Annotated in this window: 18 protein-coding genes; 10 read left to right on the top strand and 8 right to left on the bottom strand. The window is 72.6% G+C overall.

Features of this window, described 5'->3' with window-relative positions; all coding sequences use genetic code 11:
* The first annotated feature begins 127 nt into the window (after positions 1-127).
* The gene (locus tag IE265_RS25425) at positions 128-670 is read left to right on the top strand and encodes a bacterial proteasome activator family protein (protein ID WP_190038006.1); all 543 of its coding nucleotides are present in this window, start codon (positions 128-130) and stop codon (positions 668-670) included.
* A gap of 136 nt (positions 671-806) precedes the next feature.
* On the opposite strand, the gene IE265_RS25420 is transcribed toward IE265_RS25425, so the two are convergent.
* Entirely contained in the window at positions 807-2,459 is a 1,653-nt protein-coding gene (locus IE265_RS25420) for a protein kinase domain-containing protein (RefSeq protein ID WP_190038005.1), read from the bottom strand.
* Positions 2,460-2,808: 349 nt separating this feature from the next.
* Between IE265_RS25420 and IE265_RS25415 the strand changes: the two genes are divergently transcribed.
* Positions 2,809-4,353, top strand: a complete 1,545-nt coding sequence (locus IE265_RS25415; RefSeq protein ID WP_190038004.1) for a protein kinase domain-containing protein — start codon at positions 2,809-2,811, stop codon at positions 4,351-4,353.
* A gap of 114 nt (positions 4,354-4,467) precedes the next feature.
* Here the strand turns inward: IE265_RS25415 and IE265_RS25410 are convergent, their stop codons facing one another.
* The 3 genes from IE265_RS25410 to IE265_RS25400 form a co-directional block, all read right to left on the bottom strand.
* Positions 4,468-5,493, bottom strand: coding sequence for a phosphotransferase (locus IE265_RS25410; RefSeq protein ID WP_190038003.1), 1,026 nt, complete (start codon positions 5,491-5,493; stop codon positions 4,468-4,470).
* 45 nt (positions 5,494-5,538) lie between these two features.
* Positions 5,539-5,961 carry a pyridoxamine 5'-phosphate oxidase family protein gene (locus IE265_RS25405; RefSeq protein WP_190038002.1) on the bottom strand — a complete coding sequence of 141 codons (423 nt, stop codon included), beginning with the start codon at positions 5,959-5,961 and terminating at the stop codon, positions 5,539-5,541.
* Between the two features lie 807 nt (positions 5,962-6,768).
* Positions 6,769-7,431: a response regulator gene (locus IE265_RS25400; RefSeq protein ID WP_190038001.1), complete on the bottom strand. Its 663-nt coding sequence runs from the start codon at positions 7,429-7,431 to the stop codon at positions 6,769-6,771.
* A gap of 409 nt (positions 7,432-7,840) precedes the next feature.
* Between IE265_RS25400 and pdhA the strand changes: the two genes are divergently transcribed.
* From pdhA to IE265_RS25385, 3 genes are read left to right on the top strand one after another with little or no spacing between them, the layout of a single operon-like run.
* Positions 7,841-9,007 carry a pyruvate dehydrogenase (acetyl-transferring) E1 component subunit alpha gene (pdhA, locus tag IE265_RS25395; RefSeq protein ID WP_190038000.1) on the top strand — a complete coding sequence of 389 codons (1,167 nt, stop codon included), beginning with the start codon at positions 7,841-7,843 and terminating at the stop codon, positions 9,005-9,007.
* Between the two features lie 2 nt (positions 9,008-9,009).
* A complete protein-coding gene (locus tag IE265_RS25390) occupies positions 9,010-9,990 on the top strand; it encodes an alpha-ketoacid dehydrogenase subunit beta (RefSeq protein ID WP_190037999.1) in 981 nt (326 codons plus the stop codon).
* A gap of 10 nt (positions 9,991-10,000) precedes the next feature.
* Positions 10,001-11,449: a dihydrolipoamide acetyltransferase family protein gene (locus IE265_RS25385; RefSeq protein WP_190037998.1), complete on the top strand. Its 1,449-nt coding sequence runs from the start codon at positions 10,001-10,003 to the stop codon at positions 11,447-11,449.
* A gap of 217 nt (positions 11,450-11,666) precedes the next feature.
* Here the strand turns inward: IE265_RS25385 and IE265_RS25380 are convergent, their stop codons facing one another.
* A complete protein-coding gene (locus IE265_RS25380; protein ID WP_190037997.1) occupies positions 11,667-12,569 on the bottom strand; it encodes a D-alanyl-D-alanine carboxypeptidase family protein in 903 nt (300 codons plus the stop codon).
* A 251-nt stretch (positions 12,570-12,820) separates the two neighbouring features.
* Between IE265_RS25380 and IE265_RS25375 the strand changes: the two genes are divergently transcribed.
* The gene (locus IE265_RS25375; protein ID WP_190037996.1) at positions 12,821-13,471 is read left to right on the top strand and encodes a GntR family transcriptional regulator; all 651 of its coding nucleotides are present in this window, start codon (positions 12,821-12,823) and stop codon (positions 13,469-13,471) included.
* Positions 13,468-14,778 (top strand): MFS transporter, encoded by a 1,311-nt coding sequence (locus IE265_RS25370; protein ID WP_190037995.1) that lies wholly within the window; start codon positions 13,468-13,470, stop codon positions 14,776-14,778. Before IE265_RS25375 ends, IE265_RS25370 begins: the two co-directional genes overlap by 4 nt.
* Before the next feature lie 117 nt (positions 14,779-14,895).
* Here the strand turns inward: IE265_RS25370 and IE265_RS25365 are convergent, their stop codons facing one another.
* The gene (locus tag IE265_RS25365) at positions 14,896-15,720 is read right to left on the bottom strand and encodes a maleylpyruvate isomerase family mycothiol-dependent enzyme (protein WP_190037994.1); all 825 of its coding nucleotides are present in this window, start codon (positions 15,718-15,720) and stop codon (positions 14,896-14,898) included.
* 154 nt (positions 15,721-15,874) lie between these two features.
* On the opposite strand from IE265_RS25365, the gene IE265_RS25360 reads away from it, so the two are divergent.
* Positions 15,875-16,690, top strand: coding sequence for a carbon-nitrogen family hydrolase (locus IE265_RS25360; RefSeq protein ID WP_190037993.1), 816 nt, complete (start codon positions 15,875-15,877; stop codon positions 16,688-16,690).
* Positions 16,691-17,098: 408 nt separating this feature from the next.
* Here the strand turns inward: IE265_RS25360 and IE265_RS25355 are convergent, their stop codons facing one another.
* Complete coding sequence (locus tag IE265_RS25355; protein WP_190037992.1) at positions 17,099-17,593, bottom strand: LURP-one-related/scramblase family protein; 495 nt, start codon at positions 17,591-17,593, stop codon at positions 17,099-17,101.
* Positions 17,590-18,615, bottom strand: a complete 1,026-nt coding sequence (locus tag IE265_RS25350) for a GlxA family transcriptional regulator (protein ID WP_190037991.1) — start codon at positions 18,613-18,615, stop codon at positions 17,590-17,592. The genes IE265_RS25355 and IE265_RS25350 overlap by 4 nt, the downstream gene beginning before the upstream one ends.
* Positions 18,616-18,667: 52 nt before the next feature.
* Here IE265_RS25350 and IE265_RS25345 point away from each other — a divergent pair, with 52 nt between their 5' ends.
* Together IE265_RS25345 and IE265_RS25340 are read left to right on the top strand one after the other, a co-directional pair.
* Positions 18,668-19,078, top strand: coding sequence for a cupin domain-containing protein (locus IE265_RS25345; protein ID WP_190037990.1), 411 nt, complete (start codon positions 18,668-18,670; stop codon positions 19,076-19,078).
* A gap of 79 nt (positions 19,079-19,157) precedes the next feature.
* Positions 19,158-21,005 carry an NHL domain-containing thioredoxin family protein gene (locus IE265_RS25340; protein ID WP_190037989.1) on the top strand — a complete coding sequence of 616 codons (1,848 nt, stop codon included), beginning with the start codon at positions 19,158-19,160 and terminating at the stop codon, positions 21,003-21,005.
* The last annotated feature ends 18 nt before the right edge of the window (positions 21,006-21,023 follow it).

Below are 21,023 nucleotides of genomic sequence, written 5' to 3'. Positions count from 1 at the left end.
CGGGGTCGCCCCGACGGCATCCCGGTACGGGGCGGCGCGGGCGCGGGGCGGGCCCGCGGACATGGTGGATCACCCCCGGGAGGGGGCGCGAAGGTGATGGAGTGTGCGGGTGCGAGAGAATGGCGGCATGGAGATGCCGAGGAACGAAAGGTCGCCGGAGAACCCCCAGATCCTGGTCGTGGGCCAGGACGGGATGGCTCTCGGCGGCGGAGGAGACGAGGACTCCCGTGAGGTCCCGGTGACGGAGATGGTGGAGCAGCCCGCCAAGGTCATGCGCATCGGGAGCATGATCAAGCAGTTGCTGGAGGAGGTGCGTGCCGCACCCCTGGACGAGGCGAGCCGGGTCAGGCTCAAGGAGATCCACGCCAGCTCCGTGAAGGAACTGGAGGACGGTCTCGCCCCCGACCTCGTCGACGAACTGGAGCGGCTCTCGCTGCCGTTCACCGACGAGGGAATCCCGTCCGACGCGGAACTGCGGATCGCGCAGGCCCAGTTGGTGGGCTGGCTGGAGGGCCTCTTCCACGGGATCCAGACCACGCTGTTCGCCCAGCAGATGGCGGCCCGCGCCCAGTTGGAGTCGATGCGCAGGGCCCTTCCGCCGGGTATCGGCGGCGGCGAGGAGGAGATCGACCCGAGAACGGGCGGCCGTTCGGGCGGCCCCTACCTGTGACGGGAGCGGTGCGCCGCCGGTGATCCGGGCGGCGCGCCGATGAGGTGTGCGCGCGTCGGCCGTCCGGCCGGCGGTCGGACGGACCGGGCCCGGCAGCCGATGCCGGGCCCTTCGCACGTCCGGGGCCGGACCGTGCTCAGGCGGGGTCGCCCGTCGACACGTACAACTGGATCTTGGGCATGTCCTTGGGGTCGACGTCCGTGTCCGCGGCAGGGATCTGGTTCATGACCGTGCCCTCGCCGTAGGCGTTCTCGTCCTGGGGCTCGCGCTCGTACTGCCAGCCCGCCGCCTGGAGGCAGGCCTTCACCGAGTCGATGTTCTTGAACCGGAAGTCCGGGACCTTGATCTGGTCGGCGTCGTTGTACGACTCGTCGGGCTCCGTGCACTCGGTCTTCTCGATCACCTTGGTGGTGTCGGGACCCCGGTGCCCGGGCTTGGTGCTCTCCGTCCGGTCGGCGCTGACGGTCGCCCCGCCGCCACCGTTCCGGTCGTCGTCGTCGCCACCGCCGCTCATCGACAGGGCGGTGATCAGTCCGCCGACGGCGATCAGGGCGACGACGATCGAGCTCACGATCACGGGCATGTTGCCCTTGCCGCCCGCCGCCCCCTGCGGCCCGTTGTGCCCCTGGGCATGCGGGGACATCGTGTACGGGGGCGTCGGCAGCCCCTGCTGCGGCGAGTACGCGGCGGTCTGGGGCGGGGTCGGATAGCCGCCCTGCTGCGGGTAGCCGTAGGAGGGGGCGGGAGTCGGCGCCGGGGTCGACGGACCGTAGGGGCCCGGCTGGTACGGCGTCTGGACCGAGCCCTGCGGAGGCCGGGCCGACTGGTCGACCGGCGGGAACACCGCCGCGCTGACACCGGCACCGCTCGACGTCTGCGCGCCCGGCACGATGCTCGGCGGCGCGGCCTGGACGGACTGGGCCACCCGCAGGCACTCGTCGCGCATCGCTTCGGCGCTCACGAAGCGCTCGTTCGGGTTCTTCTTCAGCGCGCGGGCGATCAGCGCGTCCACGGCCGGCGGCAGCGAGCGGTTGACCGAGGAGGCCGCGACGGGCTCCTCCTGTACATGGGCGTAGGCGATCGCGAGCGGTGAGTCCGCCTCGAACGGCAGCCGTCCGGTGACCAGTTGGAACAGCATGATGCCGACCGAGTACAGGTCGGACCGGGCGTCCACACCGCGTCCGAGGGCCTGCTCGGGGGAGAGGTACTGGGGGGTTCCGACGACCATGCCGGTCTGCGTCATCGACGTGACGCCGGACTGCATCGCACGGGCGATGCCGAAGTCCATCACCTTGACGACGCCGCGCTTGGTCATCATCACGTTGCCCGGCTTGATGTCGCGGTGGACCAGGCCCATCTCGTGGCTGATCTCCAGCGCCGCCAGCACGTCCGCGGTGATCTTCAGCGCCTTCTCCGCGGGCATGGCGCCCTGCTGCGCGATGTCCTGGTCGAGGACCGAACCGAGCGGGCGCCCCTCGACGTACTCCATGACGATGTACGGGGTGGTCACCCCGTCGAGGTCGTCCTCGCCGGTGTCGAAGACCGAGACGATGTTCGTGTGCGTGAGCTTGGCCACCGACTGGGCCTCGCGGCGGAAGCGCTCGCGGAAGGCCTGCTCACGGCCGAGTTCGGTGTGCAGGGTCTTGATCGCGACCTGGCGGTCGAGCACCGAGTCGTAGGCGAGGTGCACCGAGGCCATGCCGCCCTCACCGAGCACGTCGCGCAGCTGGTAGCGCCCGCCGGCGACCGAACGCCCCGCGTACCGTCCGTGTGCGCCGTCCTGGCTCATGATCTGCGTCCCCCATCGGCCTGCGCCGTCACGGGGGTGGAAGCCGAACGGTGTCGCTCCCGCGCCCCGGTGATCCTTTGTGTCATTCCCGGCCAAGTCTGCCGGAGGGCACCGACACGTCAAGCTCGGTGCCCGTTCCGTGACCGTACGCGGCACAAGCGTCGCGGAAGCGTTACAGGTGCTGTACGGCCAGTACACAGAATTTGCACCCGCGGACCGGGTACGGGTTTCATGGCCCGTCCATCCGGACCGCCGCCTCACGTGGAGGCTGTAGCGTGGCCCGACGGAGACCGTAACAAGCACCGCGCGTGACTTCGACCGGTGCGGACAGAAACGACGGCGAGGACTGATGGCACAGCAGCAGCGCGCTCAGGGCCCGTCCGACCCCGAGGCGACTGGCGCCGGAATGTCGGACGCGCCGGAGATGTGGGGCAACGGCGGACTGGTCGGGGACGGCCGGTACCGGCTGACCCACAGACTCGGCCGGGGCGGCATGGCCGAGGTGTTCGCCGCGGAGGACGTCCGTCTCGGGCGGCTGGTCGCGGTCAAGCTGCTCCGCTCCGATCTGGCCGAGGACCCGATCTCCAAGGCGCGCTTCACGCGTGAGGCGCAGTCCGTCGCAGGCCTCAACCACCATGCCGTCGTGGCGGTCTACGACTCCGGCGAGGACGTCGTCGGCCACCACACCGTCCCGTACATCGTGATGGAGCTCGTCGAGGGCCGCACGATCCGGGACCTCCTCATCAACGCCGAGGCCCCCGGGCCCGAGCAGGCGCTGATCATCGTCTCCGGGGTCCTGGAGGCGCTCGCCTATTCGCACCAGCACGGCATCGTGCACCGCGACATCAAGCCCGCGAACGTGATCATCACCAACAACGGCGCGGTCAAGGTGATGGACTTCGGCATCGCGCGCGCCCTGCACGGCGCCCAGTCGACGATGACCCAGACCGGCATGGTCATGGGCACGCCCCAGTACCTCTCGCCCGAGCAGGCGCTCGGCAAGGCCGTCGACCACCGCAGCGACCTGTACGCGACGGGCTGTCTGCTGTACGAACTCCTCGCGCTGCGGCCCCCGTTCACCGGCGAGACCCCGTTGTCGGTGGTCTACCAGCACGTCCAGGACATTCCGGTGCCGCCCTCCGAGGCCTCGGACGCCGCTCCCCCGGAGCTGGACGGACTGGTCATGCGCTCGCTCGCGAAGGACCCGGACGACCGGTTCCAGACCGCGGAGGAGATGCGCGGGCTCGTCCAGTACGGGCTCCAGATGCTGTACGACCAGGGGGGCCACACCGGCACCTGGAACACCGGGCCCGTGGACATGCACGAGAGCCCGAACACGCCGGCCATGGGCTTCGCGGGCAGCGGGCTGCCGCACCCCGGCGACATGGGCACCACGCAGATCCCGTCCCCGATACTGCCTCCCCACCGCGGTGGCGGTGGCGGCGACGACGGCGGCTTCGAGGGGCACGGCAACCGGGGCAGCGGCCGCGGCAAGCTGTGGATCCTGGCCGTCCTCGCGGTGATCGCGATCGCGGCGGGGGTCGCGCTGGCGCTCAACGGTGGCGGCGGCGGTGGCGGCGAGGGCTCCACGACGCAGTCGCCGACCGTCGCGGAGACCGAGAAGGACTCCACGCCGAGCGAGTCGGAGACCGACGAGCCCACGGACGAGGCGACGGAGGACGACTACGGCACGGGCACCGACCCGGACTACACGCCGTCGTACACGCCGTCGTACACGCCGTCGGCCACCGCGACCGGCAAGCCGAGCCCGGACCCGACGAAGCCCACCAAGGAGCCGACGACCGCGAACCCGACGACCGCGGACCCGACGGACGACCCCACGCCGCCGGACCCCACGGACGAGCCGACGGGCGGCGAGGTCCCCGAGGACTGACGGGCGGCACCGGAACGTTCTCCACGCGCGCGTGGACCCCGAGGACGGGGTCCGCGCGCGCGTGCCGTTTCCGCGCCCGGACGCGGTGGGGGCCTCCCCGGCCCGTCACCGCCCTCAGTCCACGAAGGCCTCGCACACCGCGTCGTACTCCCGCGTCCACCACACCGCCAGCGCGGAGGCCGCGGGGAACTGCGGGTCCGCGCGGCCGTCGCCGCGCTCGTAGTGCCAGCGCAGTATCCAGAAGTCGTTGAGGCGCTCCCACCACACCCGGTGCACGGCGGCGGACAGCTCGGACGCGGTGGCCCCGGCGGAGCGCCGGTAGGCGCGCGCGTAGGCCCGCACCCTCGTCAGATCGAGGGTGCCGACGGGCCGGACGAAGAAGATCACCGCGGCCCGCACCGCCTCCTCGGCCCGCGGCTGGACCCCGAGCCGGTCCCAGTCGACGATCGCGGCGGGTGCCTCGCCCCGGTAGAGCACGTTGAACGGGTGGAAGTCCCCGTGCACCCAGCCCGCGGGCCCGCCGCGCGGTGGGCGCCGGTCGCGGTGCCGCTCCAGCAGGGTCCGGCGTTCCAGCAGGCGGTGGCGGGCCAGCTCGTCGAAGGCGTCGGCCGGGCGGTGGCGGCGGATGCGGGCGAGCAGGTCGTCGATGAGCGCGAACGTGTCCGCGGGGTCGGCGCTCCTCGCCCGCTCCCCGGACGGCCGGGGCGGCATCACCCGCTCCAGGGACGCGTGGACCACGCCGAGAAGCGCCCCGAGACGTCGGCACTGCTCGGGCGTCAACTGGGCTCCGCTGCGGTGCCGTCCGTCGATCCAGGGGTGCAGCGCGTAGGCGTGGCCGCCGACGACGGCGACGGTCCGGCCGTCGGTGCCGGCCAGCGGCGGGGCCACCGGGACGCCGAGGTCGGCGAGGCGCTGGGTCGCCCGGTGCTGGCGGGCGATCGCGGCGGGGTCGGCCGTCTCGGGGTCGAAGTGGTGCTTGAGGAAGTACCGGCCCTCGGTGGTCGCGAGCCGGTAGCCGCGGTTGAGCAGTCCCTGGTCGACGGGTTCGCAGGCCAGCGGGGTCCCGGCGGCGTACCGCCGCAGCAGGGCGTTCAGCGGGGGCGCGGAGGAGGGGACGGGTGAAACAGATGAGCGCGGCACGCGCCAGATGTTAGGGCACCCGGGGGAGCCTCGGCCGCGGGTTCGTCACACGCAGTGCCCGTACCGCTGCGCCAAGGCGCCGTCGGTCGAGTGCACGGTCACGAACTGCGGGGCGATGCCCAGGTAGACGGGCTCGAAGGCGGTGCCGTCCACGCGGTGCGGGGCGGGACCGAAGCGTGCGAGCTGGTCGACCGTCGGCTCGACGGATTCGCACACCCCGACGACCTGCACCGACCACTCGCCCTCGTCGCCGCGCGCCGAGTCCAGGTTGTCCACGCCGTACGCGACGACGCTGCCGGCGCACGCCCGGTGGTGGCCGTGGCCCCCGTGCATGCGCAGCAGGAGCCGACCGTCCGCGACGATGTGGCGGGCGGTGGCGAGGAACGGCAGTGCGCGCATGCTGGCGGCCACGCGGCCGTGGGCGACGCGGCCGAGGAGTCCGGCGGCGAGCTGGTGGTCGGTCGGCATGTTTCCACTGTGGGGCACCGCGCGACCGCGGCGACAGGGGCGCCCGGCCCTCGCGGAAAGGACATAAGTCCCGAGTAAGCGGAACCTGTGAGGGGGAGCCGGTGCGGTGCTCCCCGCGAGGGCTCCGTGGCTTTCGACCGGCCGGGACGCCCGCGTCGGCGAGGGCTCCCGCGGTGGCCGTGCCCGCGACCGGAGCCCGGCGGTGCCTCCGCGCCCGTGGCCGGGTGCAGCACCCCGGCGACGCGCCCGCGACCGGGTACGGGCTCCCGCCGGGCGCCCGGCGACCCGTGGACGAACATATGAGGGCCTGCCCCGACCGCGTACGGGCCCGCGTGCGCCGCGCCCCCGTCGGCCGGGTCCGGCCGCACACCACCGGCACCCGGCGAGGGCCGGGTCCGTCCGGCGCTCGGGACGGACCCCTCCGGGAGGCCCCGGCAGCGCTCGTGGCTCCGGGAGCCGCCGTGCCCCCCCCCGCAGACACCGGCGGACCCCGGATTACCGCCCGTCCCGGCCGGGAAGCCCGGGGGCCCGGGGGCCCGGAGACGCGGGGGCGCGGAAGCCCGGAGGCCCGGAAGCGCGGGGGCGCGGAAGCCCGGAAGCCCGGAAGCCCGGAAGCCCGGAGGCCCGGAGACGCGGGGGCGCGGAGGCGCGGAGGCCCGCAGGCCCGGAAGGCGGGAGGCTCGCAAGCCCGGAGGTCCGACGGCCTGGAGGCCCGCAGGCCCGCAGGCCCGCAGGCCCACAGGCCCGTAGGCCTGGAGGCCCGGAAGGCGGGAGGCGGGAGGCGCGGGAGGCGGGAGGCTCGCAGGTCTAGCGGTCCTTCTCCGCCTGGAGGCGGGCCACATAGGCGGCGGCCTGCGCGCGGCGCTCCATGCCGAGTTTCGACAGCAGGCTGGAGACGTAGTTCTTGATCGTCTTCTCCGCGAGGTGCAGCCGGTCGCCGATCACGCGGTTGGTGAGCCCCTCGCCGATCAGGTCGAGGATCCTGCGCTCCTGGTCGGTGAGGCTCGCGAGCCGGGTGTCGCCCTTGGCCCCGCCCCCCTCGCGCAGCCGTTCCAGCACCCGGGCCGTCGCCTCCGGGTCGAGCAGGGACTTCCCGGCGGCGACGTCTCGGATCGCCGAGAGCAGTTCGTCGCCGCGGATCGCCTTCAGGACGTAGCCCGAGGCGCCCGCCATGATCGCGTCGAAGAGGGCCTCGTCGTCGGCGTACGAGGTCAGGATGAGGCACTTGATGCCCTCGTCCCGGGATCGGATGTCGCGGCAGACCTCGACCCCGCTGCCGTCCGGCAGCCGTACGTCGAGCACGGCCACATCGGGGTGCGTGGCCGGGATGCGGGCCAGCGCGTCGGCCGCGGTGCCGGCCTCGCCCACCACCTCGATGTCGTCCTCCATCGACAGCAGCTCGTGGACTCCCCGGCGGACTACTTCGTGGTCGTCGAGAAGAAATACAGTGATTTTTCCTTCTTCGCGCACGGAGCAAGTCTCACACACGATGTTTCCGAACGCCCCAGTTGAACTCTTCCCGTCATCGGGGTGACCGGGATAACGTGCCGGTGTTCCGGCCCCCTGCAAGGCTGTGACCAGTGCCGTGACCAGCGGCTGCTTCCGAAGTCTGCTACTTGCTTGGACCTCCTGGTGGAAAGTACTTGGAAATCCAATCAAAAACGCAGGTCAGAAGGGGTTTCACAGAAATGTGGAGCACTGGGTAACGTGATTGTTGCAGGGCGCTCGCCGGGGCACCTGTCACGCCTGTTCCCGGCCGAGGGCACCCACCCCGTGCGCGGGTACGGAATCAGGCGAGCCGCTCCCCCGGGCTCAAATTCGAGCAGGGGGAACCCAGCCACCCGGCAACCCCGGGGGCCGGACCGACGGAGGAGCACACGTGACCGTGGAGAGCACTGCCGCGCGCAAGCCGCGACGCAGCGCTGGTACCAAGCGCACCGCTGCGAAGAAGCCGCCGGGCTCGCAGCCCGATCTCGTACAGCTGCTGACCCCAGAGGGACGCCGCGTCGAGAGCGCCGAGTACGACGCGTACGTCGCCGACATCACCCCTGAAGAGCTGCGCGGCCTGTACCGCGACATGGTGCTCACCCGGCGCTTCGACGCCGAGGCCACCTCTCTGCAGCGCCAGGGCGAGCTGGGCCTGTGGGCCTCGCTGCTCGGCCAGGAGGCCGCCCAGATCGGTTCGGGACGGGCCACCCGCGAGGACGACTACGTCTTCCCGACCTACCGCGAGCACGGCGTCGCCTGGTGCCGCGGGGTCGACCCGACCAACCTGCTCGGGATGTTCCGGGGTGTGAACAACGGCGGCTGGGACCCGAACAGCAACAACTTCCACCTGTACACGATCGTCATCGGCTCGCAGACCCTGCACGCCACCGGCTACGCCATGGGCATCGCCAAGGACGGCGCGGACTCGGCCGTGATCGCGTACTTCGGCGACGGCGCCTCCAGCCAGGGCGACGTGGCCGAGGCCTTCACGTTCTCCGCGGTGTACAACGCCCCGGTCGTGTTCTTCTGCCAGAACAACCAGTGGGCGATCTCCGAGCCCACCGAGAGGCAGACCCGCGTCCCGCTCTACCAGCGCGCCCAGGGCTACGGCTTCCCGGGCGTGCGCGTGGACGGCAACGACGTCCTCGCCTGCCTCGCCGTCACCAAGTGGGCCCTGGAGCGGGCCCGCCGGGGCGAGGGGCCGACCCTCGTCGAGGCGTACACCTACCGGATGGGCGCCCACACCACCTCCGACGACCCGACGAAGTACCGGGCCGACGAGGAGCGCGAGGCGTGGGAGGTGAAGGACCCGATCCTGCGCATGCGCGCGTACCTGGAGGAGTCGGGCCAGGCGGACGAGGCGTTCTTCACGGAGCTGGAGGCCGAGAGCGAGGCTCTGGGCAAGCGGGTGCGTGAGGTCGTCCGCGCCATGCCGGACCCGGACCGGTTCGCCATGTTCGAGAACGCGTACGCGGACGGGCACGCGCTCGTCGACGAGGAGCGGGCCCAGTTCGCCGCCTACCAGGCGTCGTTCGCGGACGAAGGGGAGGGCAAGTAGCGATGGCTGCGGAAAAGATGGCGCTGGCCAAGGCGATCAACGAATCGCTGCGCACGGCCCTCGAGTCCGACCCCAAGGTCCTGATCATGGGCGAGGACGTCGGCAAGCTCGGCGGCGTGTTCCGGGTGACGGACGGGCTGCAGAAGGACTTCGGCGAGGACCGGGTCATCGACACCCCGCTCGCCGAGTCGGGCATCGTGGGTACGGCGATCGGTCTCGCGCTGCGCGGCTACCGCCCCGTGGTGGAGATCCAGTTCGACGGGTTCGTGTTCCCCGCGTACGACCAGATCGTCACCCAGCTCGCGAAGATGCACGCGCGTGCGCTGGGCAAGATCAAGCTCCCTGTCGTGATCCGCATTCCGTACGGCGGCGGCATCGGCGCGGTGGAGCACCACTCGGAGTCCCCCGAGGCGCTGTTCGCGCACGTGGCGGGCCTGAAGGTCGTCTCCCCCTCCAACGCGCACGACGCGTACTGGATGATGCAGCAGGCCATCCAGAGCGACGATCCGGTGATCTTCTTCGAGCCGAAGCGCCGCTACTGGGACAAGGCCGAGGTGAACCGCGAGGCGATTCCCGGTCCGCTGCACAGGGCGCGCGTCGTGCGGGAGGGCAGCGATCTGACGCTGGCCGCCTACGGCCCGATGGTGAAGGTCTGCCTGGAGGCCGCCGCGGCGGCCCAGGAGGAGGGCAAGTCGCTGGAGGTGCTGGACCTGCGGTCCATGTCCCCCATGGACTTCGACTCGATCCAGGCGTCGGTGGAGAAGACCCGCCGGCTGGTCGTGGTGCACGAGGCGCCGGTGTTCCTGGGGACGGGCTCGGAGATCGCGGCCCGGATCACGGAGCGCTGCTTCTACCACCTGGAGGCCCCGGTGCTGCGGGTCGGCGGCTATCACGCGCCGTATCCGCCGGCCCGGCTGGAGGACGAGTACCTGCCGGGTCTCGACCGGGTGCTCGACGCCGTCGACCGCTCGCTGGCGTTCTGAGGAGAGGGTCGTGACGACGATGACTGATACCGCCTCGGGGCTGAGCGAGTTCAGGATGCCCGACGTGGGCGAGGGTCTCACCGAGGCGGAGATCCTCAAGTGGTACGTCCAGCCGGGTGACACGGTCACCGACGGGCAGGTCGTGTGCGAGGTGGAGACGGCGAAGGCCGCCGTCGAGCTGCCGATCCCCTTCAACGGAGTGGTGCACGAGCTGCGCTTCCCCGAGGGGACGACGGTGGACGTCGGCCAGGTGATCATCGCCGTGGCCGTGGGCGGCGGGGCCGCTCCGGCCGCCGCGCCCGAGGCTCCGGCCGCCGCCGCCCCGGCGGTGGCGCCAGCACCGCCCGAGGCGCCCGAGGAGGAGCCCAGGTCCGAGGGCCGGACACCGGTGCTCGTCGGCTACGGGGTCGCCGAGTCGTCCACGAAGCGCCGGCCCCGCAAGGGGGCCCAGGCACAGCAGCCGGCCGGCGCCGCCGCGGCGGTGCAGGCGGAGCTGAACGGGCACGCGGCCCCGGCCGCCCGCCCGCTGGCCAAGCCTCCGGTGCGCAAGCTGGCCAAGGACCTCGGCGTGGACCTGGCGACGGTGGTCCCGTCCGGGCCCGACGGGATCATCACCCGCGAGGACGTGCACGCGGCGGCCGCCCCGGCCGTCGTCCCCCAGCCCGTGGCCGCCCCGGCCGCCCCGGCCCCCGCCGCCGTTCCGGCTCCCGCTCCGGCCGCGGCTCCCGTCGCGACCGCCCCCGCGGTCCAGGACGGCGTCCGGGAGACCCGGGTGCCGGTCAAGGGTGTGCGCAAGGCGATCGCCGCCGCGATGGTCGGCTCGGCGTTCACCGCGCCGCACGTCACCGAGTTCGTCACGGTCGACGTGACGCGCACGATGAAGCTGGTCGAGGAGCTGAAGCAGGACAAGGACATGCAGGGGCTGCGGGTGAACCCGCTGCTGCTCGTCGCCAAGGCCCTGCTGGTCGCCGTCAAGCGCAACCCCGGGGTCAACGCGTCGTGGGACGAGGCGAACCAGGAGATCGTCCAGAAGCACTACGTGAACCTGGGCATCGCCGCCGCCACCCCCCGCGGTCTGATCGTGCCGAACATCAAGGACGCGCACACCCGGACCCTGCCGCAGCTCGCGCAGGCGCTCGGCGAGCTGGTCGCCACCGCCCGCGAGGGAAAGACGTCGCCCGCGGCCATGCAGGGCGGCACGGTGACCATCACCAACGTCGGCGTCTTCGGCGTCGACACGGGCACGCCGATCCTCAACCCCGGTGAGTCCGCGATCCTCGCCGTCGGGGCGATCAAGCTCCAGCCGTGGGTCCACAAGGGCAAGGTGAAGGCCCGCCAGGTCACGACCCTGGCGCTCTCCTTCGACCACCGGCTGGTCGACGGCGAACTGGGTTCCAGGGTCCTCGCGGATGTCGCGGCGGTCCTGGAGCAGCCCAAGCGGCTGATCACCTGGGCCTAGGCCGGGCCGTTCCCGCCGCGCGGCCGACGCCCGGCGGGAACTCCGGTGGACCCCCGGTCCCGAACGCACTTCCGGCGCGTCACCCCGAGGGTGACGCGCCGGTCGTTCGTCCATCACCCCGAGGAGTGACGGACCAGTTGTTCGCCCGCTTCACCCCGAGGGGGGACGGGCCGTGCGATGCCGCCGTCCCGCGCCCCCTGGGGCGCGGGAGGCGCGGCTACTTCGCGAAGCCGTAGTTGAGGAGCTTCGTGGCGTCCGAGGCGCGCACGGTCGCCGACGTGGAGGCCAGGACCGTGCCGATCACGGTCTTGCCGTTCCGGGTCGCGGCGAAGACCAGGCAGTACTTGGCCTCGGGGCCGGAGCCGGTCTTCACGCCTATGGCGCCGCTGTAGCTGCTGAGCAGCGTGTTCGTGTTCGTCCACGGCTGCATGGTGCGGATGCTGCCGGTCTTGGTCACGGTCTTCGCCGTGTACGACTTCGTCTTCACGATCGCGCGGAAGTTGGCGCTCTTCATCGCGCTGCTGGCGATCTTCGTGAGGTCGCGCGGCGTGGAGTAGTTCGCACCCTTGCCGATGCCGTCGAAGGAATCGAAGTGCGTGTTCGTCAGGCCGAGGTCCTTGGCCTGCTTGTTCATCTTGCCGAGGAACGACTTCACGCGGGCGCCACGCGTCGAGCCGGAGCCGAACTTGTCGGCGAGCGCGTACGCGGCGTCGCAGCCGGACGGGAGCATCAGGCCGTACAGGAGCTGGCGGACGGTGACCTTGTCGCCGACGATCAGCCGGGCCGACGAGGCGTTGTTGCTGACGATGTAGTCGCTGTACGCCTTCTGGATCGTGACCTTGGTGTCCAGGTTGAGGTTCGGCTGCGACAGCACGACCTTCGCGGTCATGATCTTCGTCGTGGAGCCGGTGGAGCGACGGGTGTCCGCGGCCTTGGTGTAGAGCGACTTACCCGTGCTGTTGTTCATCACGAAACCGCCCTTGGCGGCGATCGTGGGGGTCGTGAGGGCTTGCGCGGGAGCCGTGGTGAGGGCCCCGCTCGCGAGCACGGCTCCGGTGGTGATGACCACGGCGGCAGCTCTGCGAACACGTCCGCGTACGCCCGTAATACCGGTTATCAAGTCGATTACCCCGATTTGGTTGAAAGAACCGAGCGGGTGCCAAATGCCCCAGTACGACAGCCACTTGGGAGTGGCGCCTTCTGGTGTGACATGCAACCGGTGGAAAAGGATGTACGTCAAACGAGTGGCCTGGGTCACGTTTCGAACTCCTCTCCGGAATCACGGGACTTGGCGGGCCTCCCCGGCGCGCGGACCGGTCCGCATCCCGGACGGGACGTGTCATGCGTACGTGTTGTATCTAAGCTGTCGCCATGTCTCTGGCCGTGAAGCAACCCCCCGCCGCCGACCGTGTCTACGCCCACGTCAAGCAAGCCGTGCTGGAGCGCCGCTACGAGGGCGGGACGCTGCTGACCGAGGGCGAGTTGGCCGAGGCCGTCGGTGTATCGCGGACCCCGGTGCGCGAGGCTCTGCTCAGGCTGGAGGCCGAGGGCCTGATCCGGCTCTACCCGAAGAAGGGCGCCCTCGTCCTGCCCGTCTCCGCGCAGGAGATCGCGGACGTCGTGGAGACCCGGCAGCTCGTCGAGGAGCACGCCATCCGCAAGGCCGTCCCGGCCTCGCCCGCTCTCGTCGCCAGACTGACCGAACTCCTCGCGAAGCAGCAGGAGCAGGCCGCCGCGGGCGACCTGGCCGGAGCGGCGGTCACCGACCGGTGCTTCCACGCCGAGATCGTCCGCAGCGGCGGCAACGAGATCCTCTCCCGGCTCTACGACCAGCTCCGCGACCGGCAGTTGAGGATGGGCGTCGCCGTCATGCACGCCCACCCCGACCGGATCACCAAGACGCTCACCGAGCACCAGGAGATCCTGGACGCGCTGCGCTCGGGCGACGCCGAGTCGGCCGTCGCCCTGATCCACCGGCACGTCAGCTGGTTCTCCAACCTGGCGCGGGGTGACGTCCGATGAGCTCGTACCGGTCCACCGCGCCCGCCCTGCCGGGCGATCCGCCGGGCGGCCGGCGCGCGGTCACGGTGTGGTCCGTCGGTGTCTCCGTGTACTTCGTGGCGGTCATCTTCCGCACGTCGCTCGGGGTCGCGGGTCTCGACGCCGCCGACCGCTTCCACGTCAACGCCTCGGCGCTGTCGACGTTCTCGATCCTGCAGCTCCTCGTCTACGCGGGCATGCAGATCCCCGTGGGCCTCATGGTCGACCGGCTGGGCACGAAGAAGGTGCTGACCCTCGGGGTCGTCCTGTTCACGATCGGCCAGCTCGGCTTCGCGCTCTCCCCCTCGTACGGGACGGCGCTCGCCTCGCGCGCGCTGCTCGGCTGCGGCGACGCGATGACCTTCATCAGCGTGCTGCGGCTGGGCACCCGCTGGTTCCCGGCCCGGCGGGGGCCGCTCGTCGCGCAACTCGCCGGTCTGGTGGGCATGGCGGGAAACCTCGTGTCGACGCTGGTCATCGCCCGGTTGCTGCACGGCGTCGGCTGGACGGCGGCCTTCGCGGGCAGCTCGCTCGCGGGCGTGGTCGTCCTCGTCCTCATGCTGGCGTTCCTGAAGGACCACCCCGAGGGGCACGAGCCCGAGCCGTTCCCGCACAGGGGAGCCGCGTACGTACGCCGTCAGATCGTCGCGTCCTGGCGGGAGCCGGGAACCCGGCTCGGGCTGTGGGTGCACTTCACCACGCAGTTCCCGGCGATGGTGTTCCTGCTGCTGTGGGGGCTGCCGTTCCTCGTCGAGGCCCAGGGCCTGTCACGGGCGGCGGCCGGCGAGCTCCTCACGCTCGTGGTGCTCTCCAACATGCTGATCGGCCTGGTCTACGGGCAGGTCGTCGCCCGGCACCACGCGGCCAGGCTCCCGCTGGCCCTGGGCACGGTCCTGTCGACCGCGGTCGTGTGGGCCGCCGTGCTGGCCTGGCCCGCCGACCACGCGCCGGCGTGGCTGCTGACCGTGCTGTGCGCGGTGCTCGGAGCCTGCGGGCCCGCCTCGATGATCGGTTTCGACTTCGCCCGCCCGGCGAACCCGCCCGAGCGCCAGGGCACCGCCTCGGGCATCACCAACATGGGCGGCTTCGTCGCCTCGATGACGACCCTGCTCGCCGTGGGTGTGCTGCTGGACGCCACGGGGGGCGACTACTCGGTCGCGTTCTCCGCGGTCTTCGTCCTCCAGGCGCTCGGTCTCACCCAGATCCTGCGGCTGCGCGGGCAGGCGGCCCGCCGCGAGCGCGAGCGGCTGGTGGCGAGCCGCGTGGAGACCGTGCACGTCCCGGTGTGAGGCCTTCCCCGCACGGCGGGGCCGCCGGGCGCAGGCGGGTGGGCCACGTCGGCGGCGCGGAACACCGCCGGTGCCGCCCGGGCACCGGTCGCGTCCGTTCCGTGCCGCCGGTGACGGCTACGGAGTGACGGTGAACGACCTGAGGATCGCCGCCGTCAGTTCGGGGTCGCCCTCGGTCTTCAGCCGGTCCGACACCGCCTCCGGGGTGACCCGCCCGCAGGCCAGGCGGACGTACGTCTCCCAGTCCAGGGAGAGCGCCGCGGCCGGGCCGAGGGAGGGGGCGCCGTCTATCGAGCCCCGGCCCTCCGCGTCGACACGGACCGTGCGGAGGAACTCGACGGGCCCGTGGACGTCGAAGACGACCGCGGAGTTCGCCGGTGCCCCGGCGTCCTTGGCGACGACCTTCGGGAGCCGGGAGAGCAGCACGTCACGGGTGATGAGGGCACCGGGCGAGTCGAGGTTGCCCGGCTGCCCGAGCGTGACGCGCAGGTCCTGCTCGTGGACCCAGACGTCGAAGGCGCGGTTGCGCATGGCCTGTTCGAGGGTGACCTCGGTACCGAGCGGACCGCGCACGAGGGTGTCGGGCTGCCGCGACTCGTTGCGGAGCTGACGGTTGCGGCGGATGACCGTGTACTCCAGCTCGGAGGTCATCTCCGGCGCGGTGTGGTGACGGCGTACGTCGACCTGCATCTCCATGTACCGCTGGTGCTCGTTCGTCACGTGGTACAGGTCGCGGGGCAGCGTGTGGATCGGCCGCGGGTCGCCCAGCATCTCGCAGTCCAGGCCGATGACGTGCGAGACGAGGTCGCGCACCGACCAGCCGGGGCAGGGAGTGCGGCGGTTCCACTCGCCCTCCACCAGCGGCGACACCAACTCGGATATCGCATCGACGGAGTGGGCCCAGGCGTCGGCGTAGGACTGAAGGCTCGGATGCAGACTCACGGAACGGGACCCCTCGGGCGGTTGGGCGCGGGCAGTGCACAGGCAGCGGGTGTCTTGGGACGCTAAGTTACGCTGCTGTGAGGCACCCCGGCAGTGCTTTGGTGTGACGATCGTAGGCCCGTATCAAAGGCTCGAATGCCAGGACGGTGGTAGTGTGCGCGCCTCTCTGCTCCAGATCGCCGTAGACGAGGACGAATCGGTGCACTCCCGCAGGCGGAGAGTCGCCTCGCTGGTGAGGGAGCAGGCCGGTGCCGACCTGGTGGTCCTGCCCGAACTGTGGACGACCGGAGCCTTCGCGTTCGAGTCGTTCGAGGCCGAGGCGGAACCGCTGCACGGGCCCACGTACGAGCTGATGGCCGAGGCGGCGGCCGACGCGGGGGTCTGGCTGCACGCGGGCTCGATCCCCGAACGGGTCCCGGCAGGGGACGGCTCCTCCGGGGGCGGCGCCCTCTACAACACCTCCCTGGTGTTCTCACCCGACGGCGCACGGGCCGCCGCCTACCGGAAGATCCACCGCTTCGGCTTCGACAAGGGCGAGGCCGTGCTGATGGGCGCGGGCTCCGAACTCGTCACGGTGGGCCTCCCGGAGACCACGCTCGGCCTCGCCACCTGCTACGACCTCCGCTTCCCCGAACTCTTCCGCGGGCTCGTCGACGCCGGGGCCGAGACCCTGGTCGTCCCGGCCGGCTGGCCCGAGCGGCGCCGCGCGCACTGGACCCTGCTCGCCCGGGCGCGGGCGGTCGAGAACCAGGCGTACGTCCTCGCCTGCGGAACGGCCGGAGCGCACGCGGGGGTTCCGCAGGCCGGCCACTCGATCGTGGTGGACCCCTGGGGCGAGGTCCTGGCGGAGGCGGGCCCCGGCGAGCAGGTGCTCACGGTCGAGTTCGACGCCGCGAAGGTCGCCGCCACCCGTGAGCAGTTCCCCGCGCTGAAGGACCGCCTGCTGGGCCTGGAGACACCTCGCCGCTGACGGCCTTCCCTGACGGCCCCTCCTGACGGCTCGGCGCTGATGCCTCGTCGCTGACGGCCTGTTGTCGGCGGCCCCGCCGCGAGGGCCGACGCCCGGCACCGGGCGGGACCGAGGCCGGACGGCTCGCGCCCCGGCGGCCGGGGCCGAACGCCCGGACGGCCGAACGCCCCGGACGCCGGACGGCCCGAAGCCCCAGGCCCGCTGCCCCGCTGTCCCGCCGCCGGGTCGGCCGGACGCCCCGACGGCACTCCCTCACGCGGCGACGCGCCCCGCACCTCCTTGAGCCCGACGCGTCGCCCATGGGGTCACCGTCCGTGCGCGGGCCGGACCCCCCGACCCGGGGCCCCGGCTCGTGGAGCGGCGGCGTCCCGGCTTCCGGCTCCGCCGGTCGGCGCCCCCCCGGCCGGGTCAGTCGTCCTCGCGCTCCTTCTCCGCGAGGTGGATCACGCACACCGCCACCGCGATGAGCAGCGCCGGGTCCGCGTCCTCCCGTACGACGTCGACGCCGTACGTCTCCCGCACCCGCAGCCATCGGCGCGAGATGTGGGCCAGCAGCTCCCCGTCGTACTCGACGACGAACTCGCGGTCGAGGACCTTCCCGCTGACGTCGAGTTCGGAGCCGTCGGCGAGTGCCACGCGGTAGTGGTTGCGCAGCAGCGACAGCCGCTTCCTGCGGATGGTCGCCAGGGGCTCGCCGTCCCGCTCGACGACCATCGTGTCCCGCAGGGCGAGCATCTTCTTGTGGAAGTCGATGAGGACCCGGCCCCGCGGATCCTTCAGCTCGAAGGTGTCCCGCAGCCGCATCGCCTTGCCGTCGACGAGGAAGGCCTTGCGGCCCTGCTCGTCCTCGATCCAGTAGTCGTCACCGAAACCCAGGAGCCGGTCGCGCACGAGATAGGTCATGCCCTCAGCGGTTCCCCGTGGGCCGGGCCGAAACGCCGCCGATAGGCCGACGGGCTGAGCCCCGTCTCCCGCCGCAGCCGTTCGCGCAGGTTGGCGGCGGTGCCCAGGCCGCTGCGCCGCGCCACGACGTCGAGCCGTTCCTCGCCGCGCTCGATGAGCCGGCAGGCGAGGGTCACCCGTTCGCCGGTCAGCCAGCCCAGCGGTGTCGTGCCCAGCTGGGCACGGAAACGCCGGTGCAGGGTGGCCGGGCTGACCGCCGCCCGTGCCGCCAGGTCCGCGACCGTGAGCGGCTCGCCGATCCGCTCACGGGCCCACGCCAGCAGCGGCGCCAGCGACGCGTCGGGCACGTCGGGCACGGGACGCTCGACGAACTGCCGCTGCCCGCCGCCGCGATGGGCGGCGAACACGAGCCGCCGGGACACGGCGTTGGCGATCTCCGCGCCGTGGTCGCGCCGCACGATGTGCAGCCCGAGGTCCAGCGCCGCCGCGCTGCCCGCCGCCGTCAGCACGGCCCCGCCCGCCCCGCCGTCGTTCCCCTCGTCGACGAAGAGCACGTCCGGCTCGAGGAGGACCTTCGGGTGCAGCCTGCGGAACAGGGCCGCCCAGCGCCAGTGCGTGGTGGCCCGGCGCCCGTCGAGCAGTCCGGCCTCCGCGAGGGCGAAACTGCCCGTGCACAGGCTCACGACGCGGGCGCCCCGCGCGTGGGTGCGCCGGATCGCGTCGAGCACGGCCGGGGACCGCGGTACGACGTTGTCGGGGCGGCCGGGCACGACGAGGGTGTCGGCGTCGTCCGCCGCGTCCAGTCCGGGCACACCGCTCAGCGTGAAGAACCCGTGGTTCATGCGCACCTCGGGCACGGGCGCGCACAGCGTCAGCGCGTACAGCGGCTCCGGCAGGCCGAGTTCGGGCCGCGGCAGCCCGAACAGCTCTGTCGCGACGCCCACTTCGAAGGGGTTCGTGCCCTCGTCGACGACGACGGCGACCCGGTGGGGCCGCGCGGGCCGAGAGGATCGTTGCGGCATGCGCGATTTCTAGCACTGGCCGGGCGCGGGCCGCCACGCGGACGATGGGGCCATGACCGACGAACCCGTTCCGCTCGCCGCCGCCCTCGCCTCCTTCGACGCCCTGTGGAGTCCCCGCATCGTCACCACGGTCAACGACTACGACGTACGCCTCGCCAAGGTCGAGGGCGACCACGTCTGGCACACCCACGACCACACCGACGAGTTCTTCCTGGTGCTGGAGGGCGAACTGCGCATCGCGCTGCGCGGGCCCGGCGGCGAGCGCACGGTGGTCCTGCCGCGCGGCTCGGTCTTCACCGTCCCGCGCGGCACCGAGCACCGGCCGAGTTCCCCGTCCGGCGCCGCGATCCTGATGTTCGAGCCCAGCGGAACCCTCACGGTCGGGGACCGCCACGACGAGGTGCCGGACCACGTGGACGCGACGACGGGCCACGGCCTGCCCCCGGGCCTCCGCGCTCCCTGAGGGCCGCCCGGGCCGCTCCGGGACCGCCCTCGCGGACGGGCCCGGGGCGCCCCGCCCGCCCCGGTGGCACCCTTGTCGTATGAACGCCTCCACGCCCGCGCCCGCCCCCCGCCGCGTCCGCGTCCGGGCGCCCGAGCTGGTCGGCAGGGGCGGCTGGCTCAACACGGGAGGGGACGACCTCACCCTCGCCGGCCTGCGGGGACGTGTGGTCGTGCTGGACTTCTGGACCTTCTGCTGCGTGAACTGCCTGCACGTCGTCGACGAGCTCCGGGCCCTGGAGGAGAAGCACCGCGACACGCTCGTGGTCATCGGCGTGCACTCGCCGAAGTTCGCCCACGAGGCCGAGCACTCGGCGGTCGCGGACGCCGTCGAGCGGTACGGCGTGGCGCACCCGGTCCTCGACGACCCCGACCTCGCGACCTGGAAGCAGTACGCCGTGCGGGCCTGGCCCACGCTCGTCGTCGTCGACCCCGAGGGGTACGTGGTCGCGCAGCACTCGGGCGAGGGGCACGTGGACGCCATCGACGGGCTCGTGACGGAGCTGGAGGCCGAGCACGGGGCGAAGGGGACGCTGCGGCGGGGCGAGGGGCCCTACGTGGCGCCGGAACCGGAGCCGACGGTCCTGCGCTTCCCGGGCAAGGCGCTGCTGCTGCCGTCCGGCACCCTCCTGGTCAGCGACACCACGCGGCACCGGCTCGTGGAGCTGGCGCCGGACGGGGAGACGGTGCTGCGGCGGATCGGCTCGGGCACGCGGGGGTTCGCCGACGGCCCCTCCGGTACGGCGCGGTTCAGCGAGCCGCAGGGGCTGGCCCTGCTCGACGACGGCGCGGTGGTCGTCGCCGACACCGTGAACCACGCGCTGCGCCGCTTCGATCCGGTGTCCGGCGTGGTCTCGACGCTCGCCGGGACGGGGCGCCAGTGGTGGCGGGGCTCGCCCACGTCCGGTCCGGCCCGCGGGACGGATCTGTCCTCGCCGTGGGACGTGGCGGTGTTCGGCGGGAGGGTGTGGATCGCCATGGCGGGCATCCACCAGCTGTGGGCGTACTCCCCCTCGGAGGGCGCGTCGGGAGAGGGGACCGTCGCCGTCGTGGCGGGCACCGGCGACGAGGGGCTGGTCGACGGTCCGGCCGGCGAGGCGTGGTTCGCGCAGCCGTCCGGTCTCGCGGCGACCCCGGACGGGCTGTGGGTGGCGGACTCGGAGACGAGCGCCCTGCGCCGGGTGGGCCTCGACGGCGAGGTCCGTACGGCCGTCGGCACGGGGCTGTTCGACTTCGGCCTCCGGGACGGTCCCGCGGAGCGGGCGCTGTTCCAGCACCCCCTGGGCGTCACCGCGCTGCCCGACGGCTCGGTCGCCGTCTGCGACACGTACAACGACGCGGTGCGCCGCTACGATCCGGCGAGCGGCGAGGTGACCACCCTGGCCACGGACGTGCGGGAGCCGTCGGGCGCAGTGCTCGTCGGCGACGACCTCGTGGTCGTGGAGTCGGCGCGGCACCGGCTGACCCGGCTGCGGCTCCCGGAGGAGGCGGTACGGGCCGGGTCGGACGCGCGGCGCACCGGACGCGAGGTGACGGAGGTGGCGCCCGGCCCCCTGCGGCTGGACGTGGAGTTCCGGGCCCCGCAGGGGCAGCGGCCCGACACGCGGTACGGCCCGTCGACCAGGCTGCTGGTCTCGTCCACCCCGCCGGACCTGCTGGTCGCGGGCGGCGGCGCCGGCACGGACCTCGCCCGGGTCCTGGAGCTGGACCCCGCGGTCGCGGGGGGCGTGCTGCACGTCTCCGCGAGCGCCGCCTCGTGCGACGACGGCTCCACCGGGGAGGAGCATCCGGCCTGCCGCGTCCACCGGCAGGACTGGGAGGTGCCGGTCCGCACCGCCGGGGGCGGGACGGACCGGCTGCCGCTCGTGCTCACCGGGACGGACGACTGACGCCGCCGCCCGGGAACT

This window comes from Streptomyces fructofermentans, assembly GCF_014651055.1.
Taxonomy (GTDB): Bacteria; Actinomycetota; Actinomycetes; order Streptomycetales; family Streptomycetaceae; genus Streptomyces; species Streptomyces fructofermentans.
This window is presented reverse-complemented; position numbering and strand designations above follow the sequence as displayed.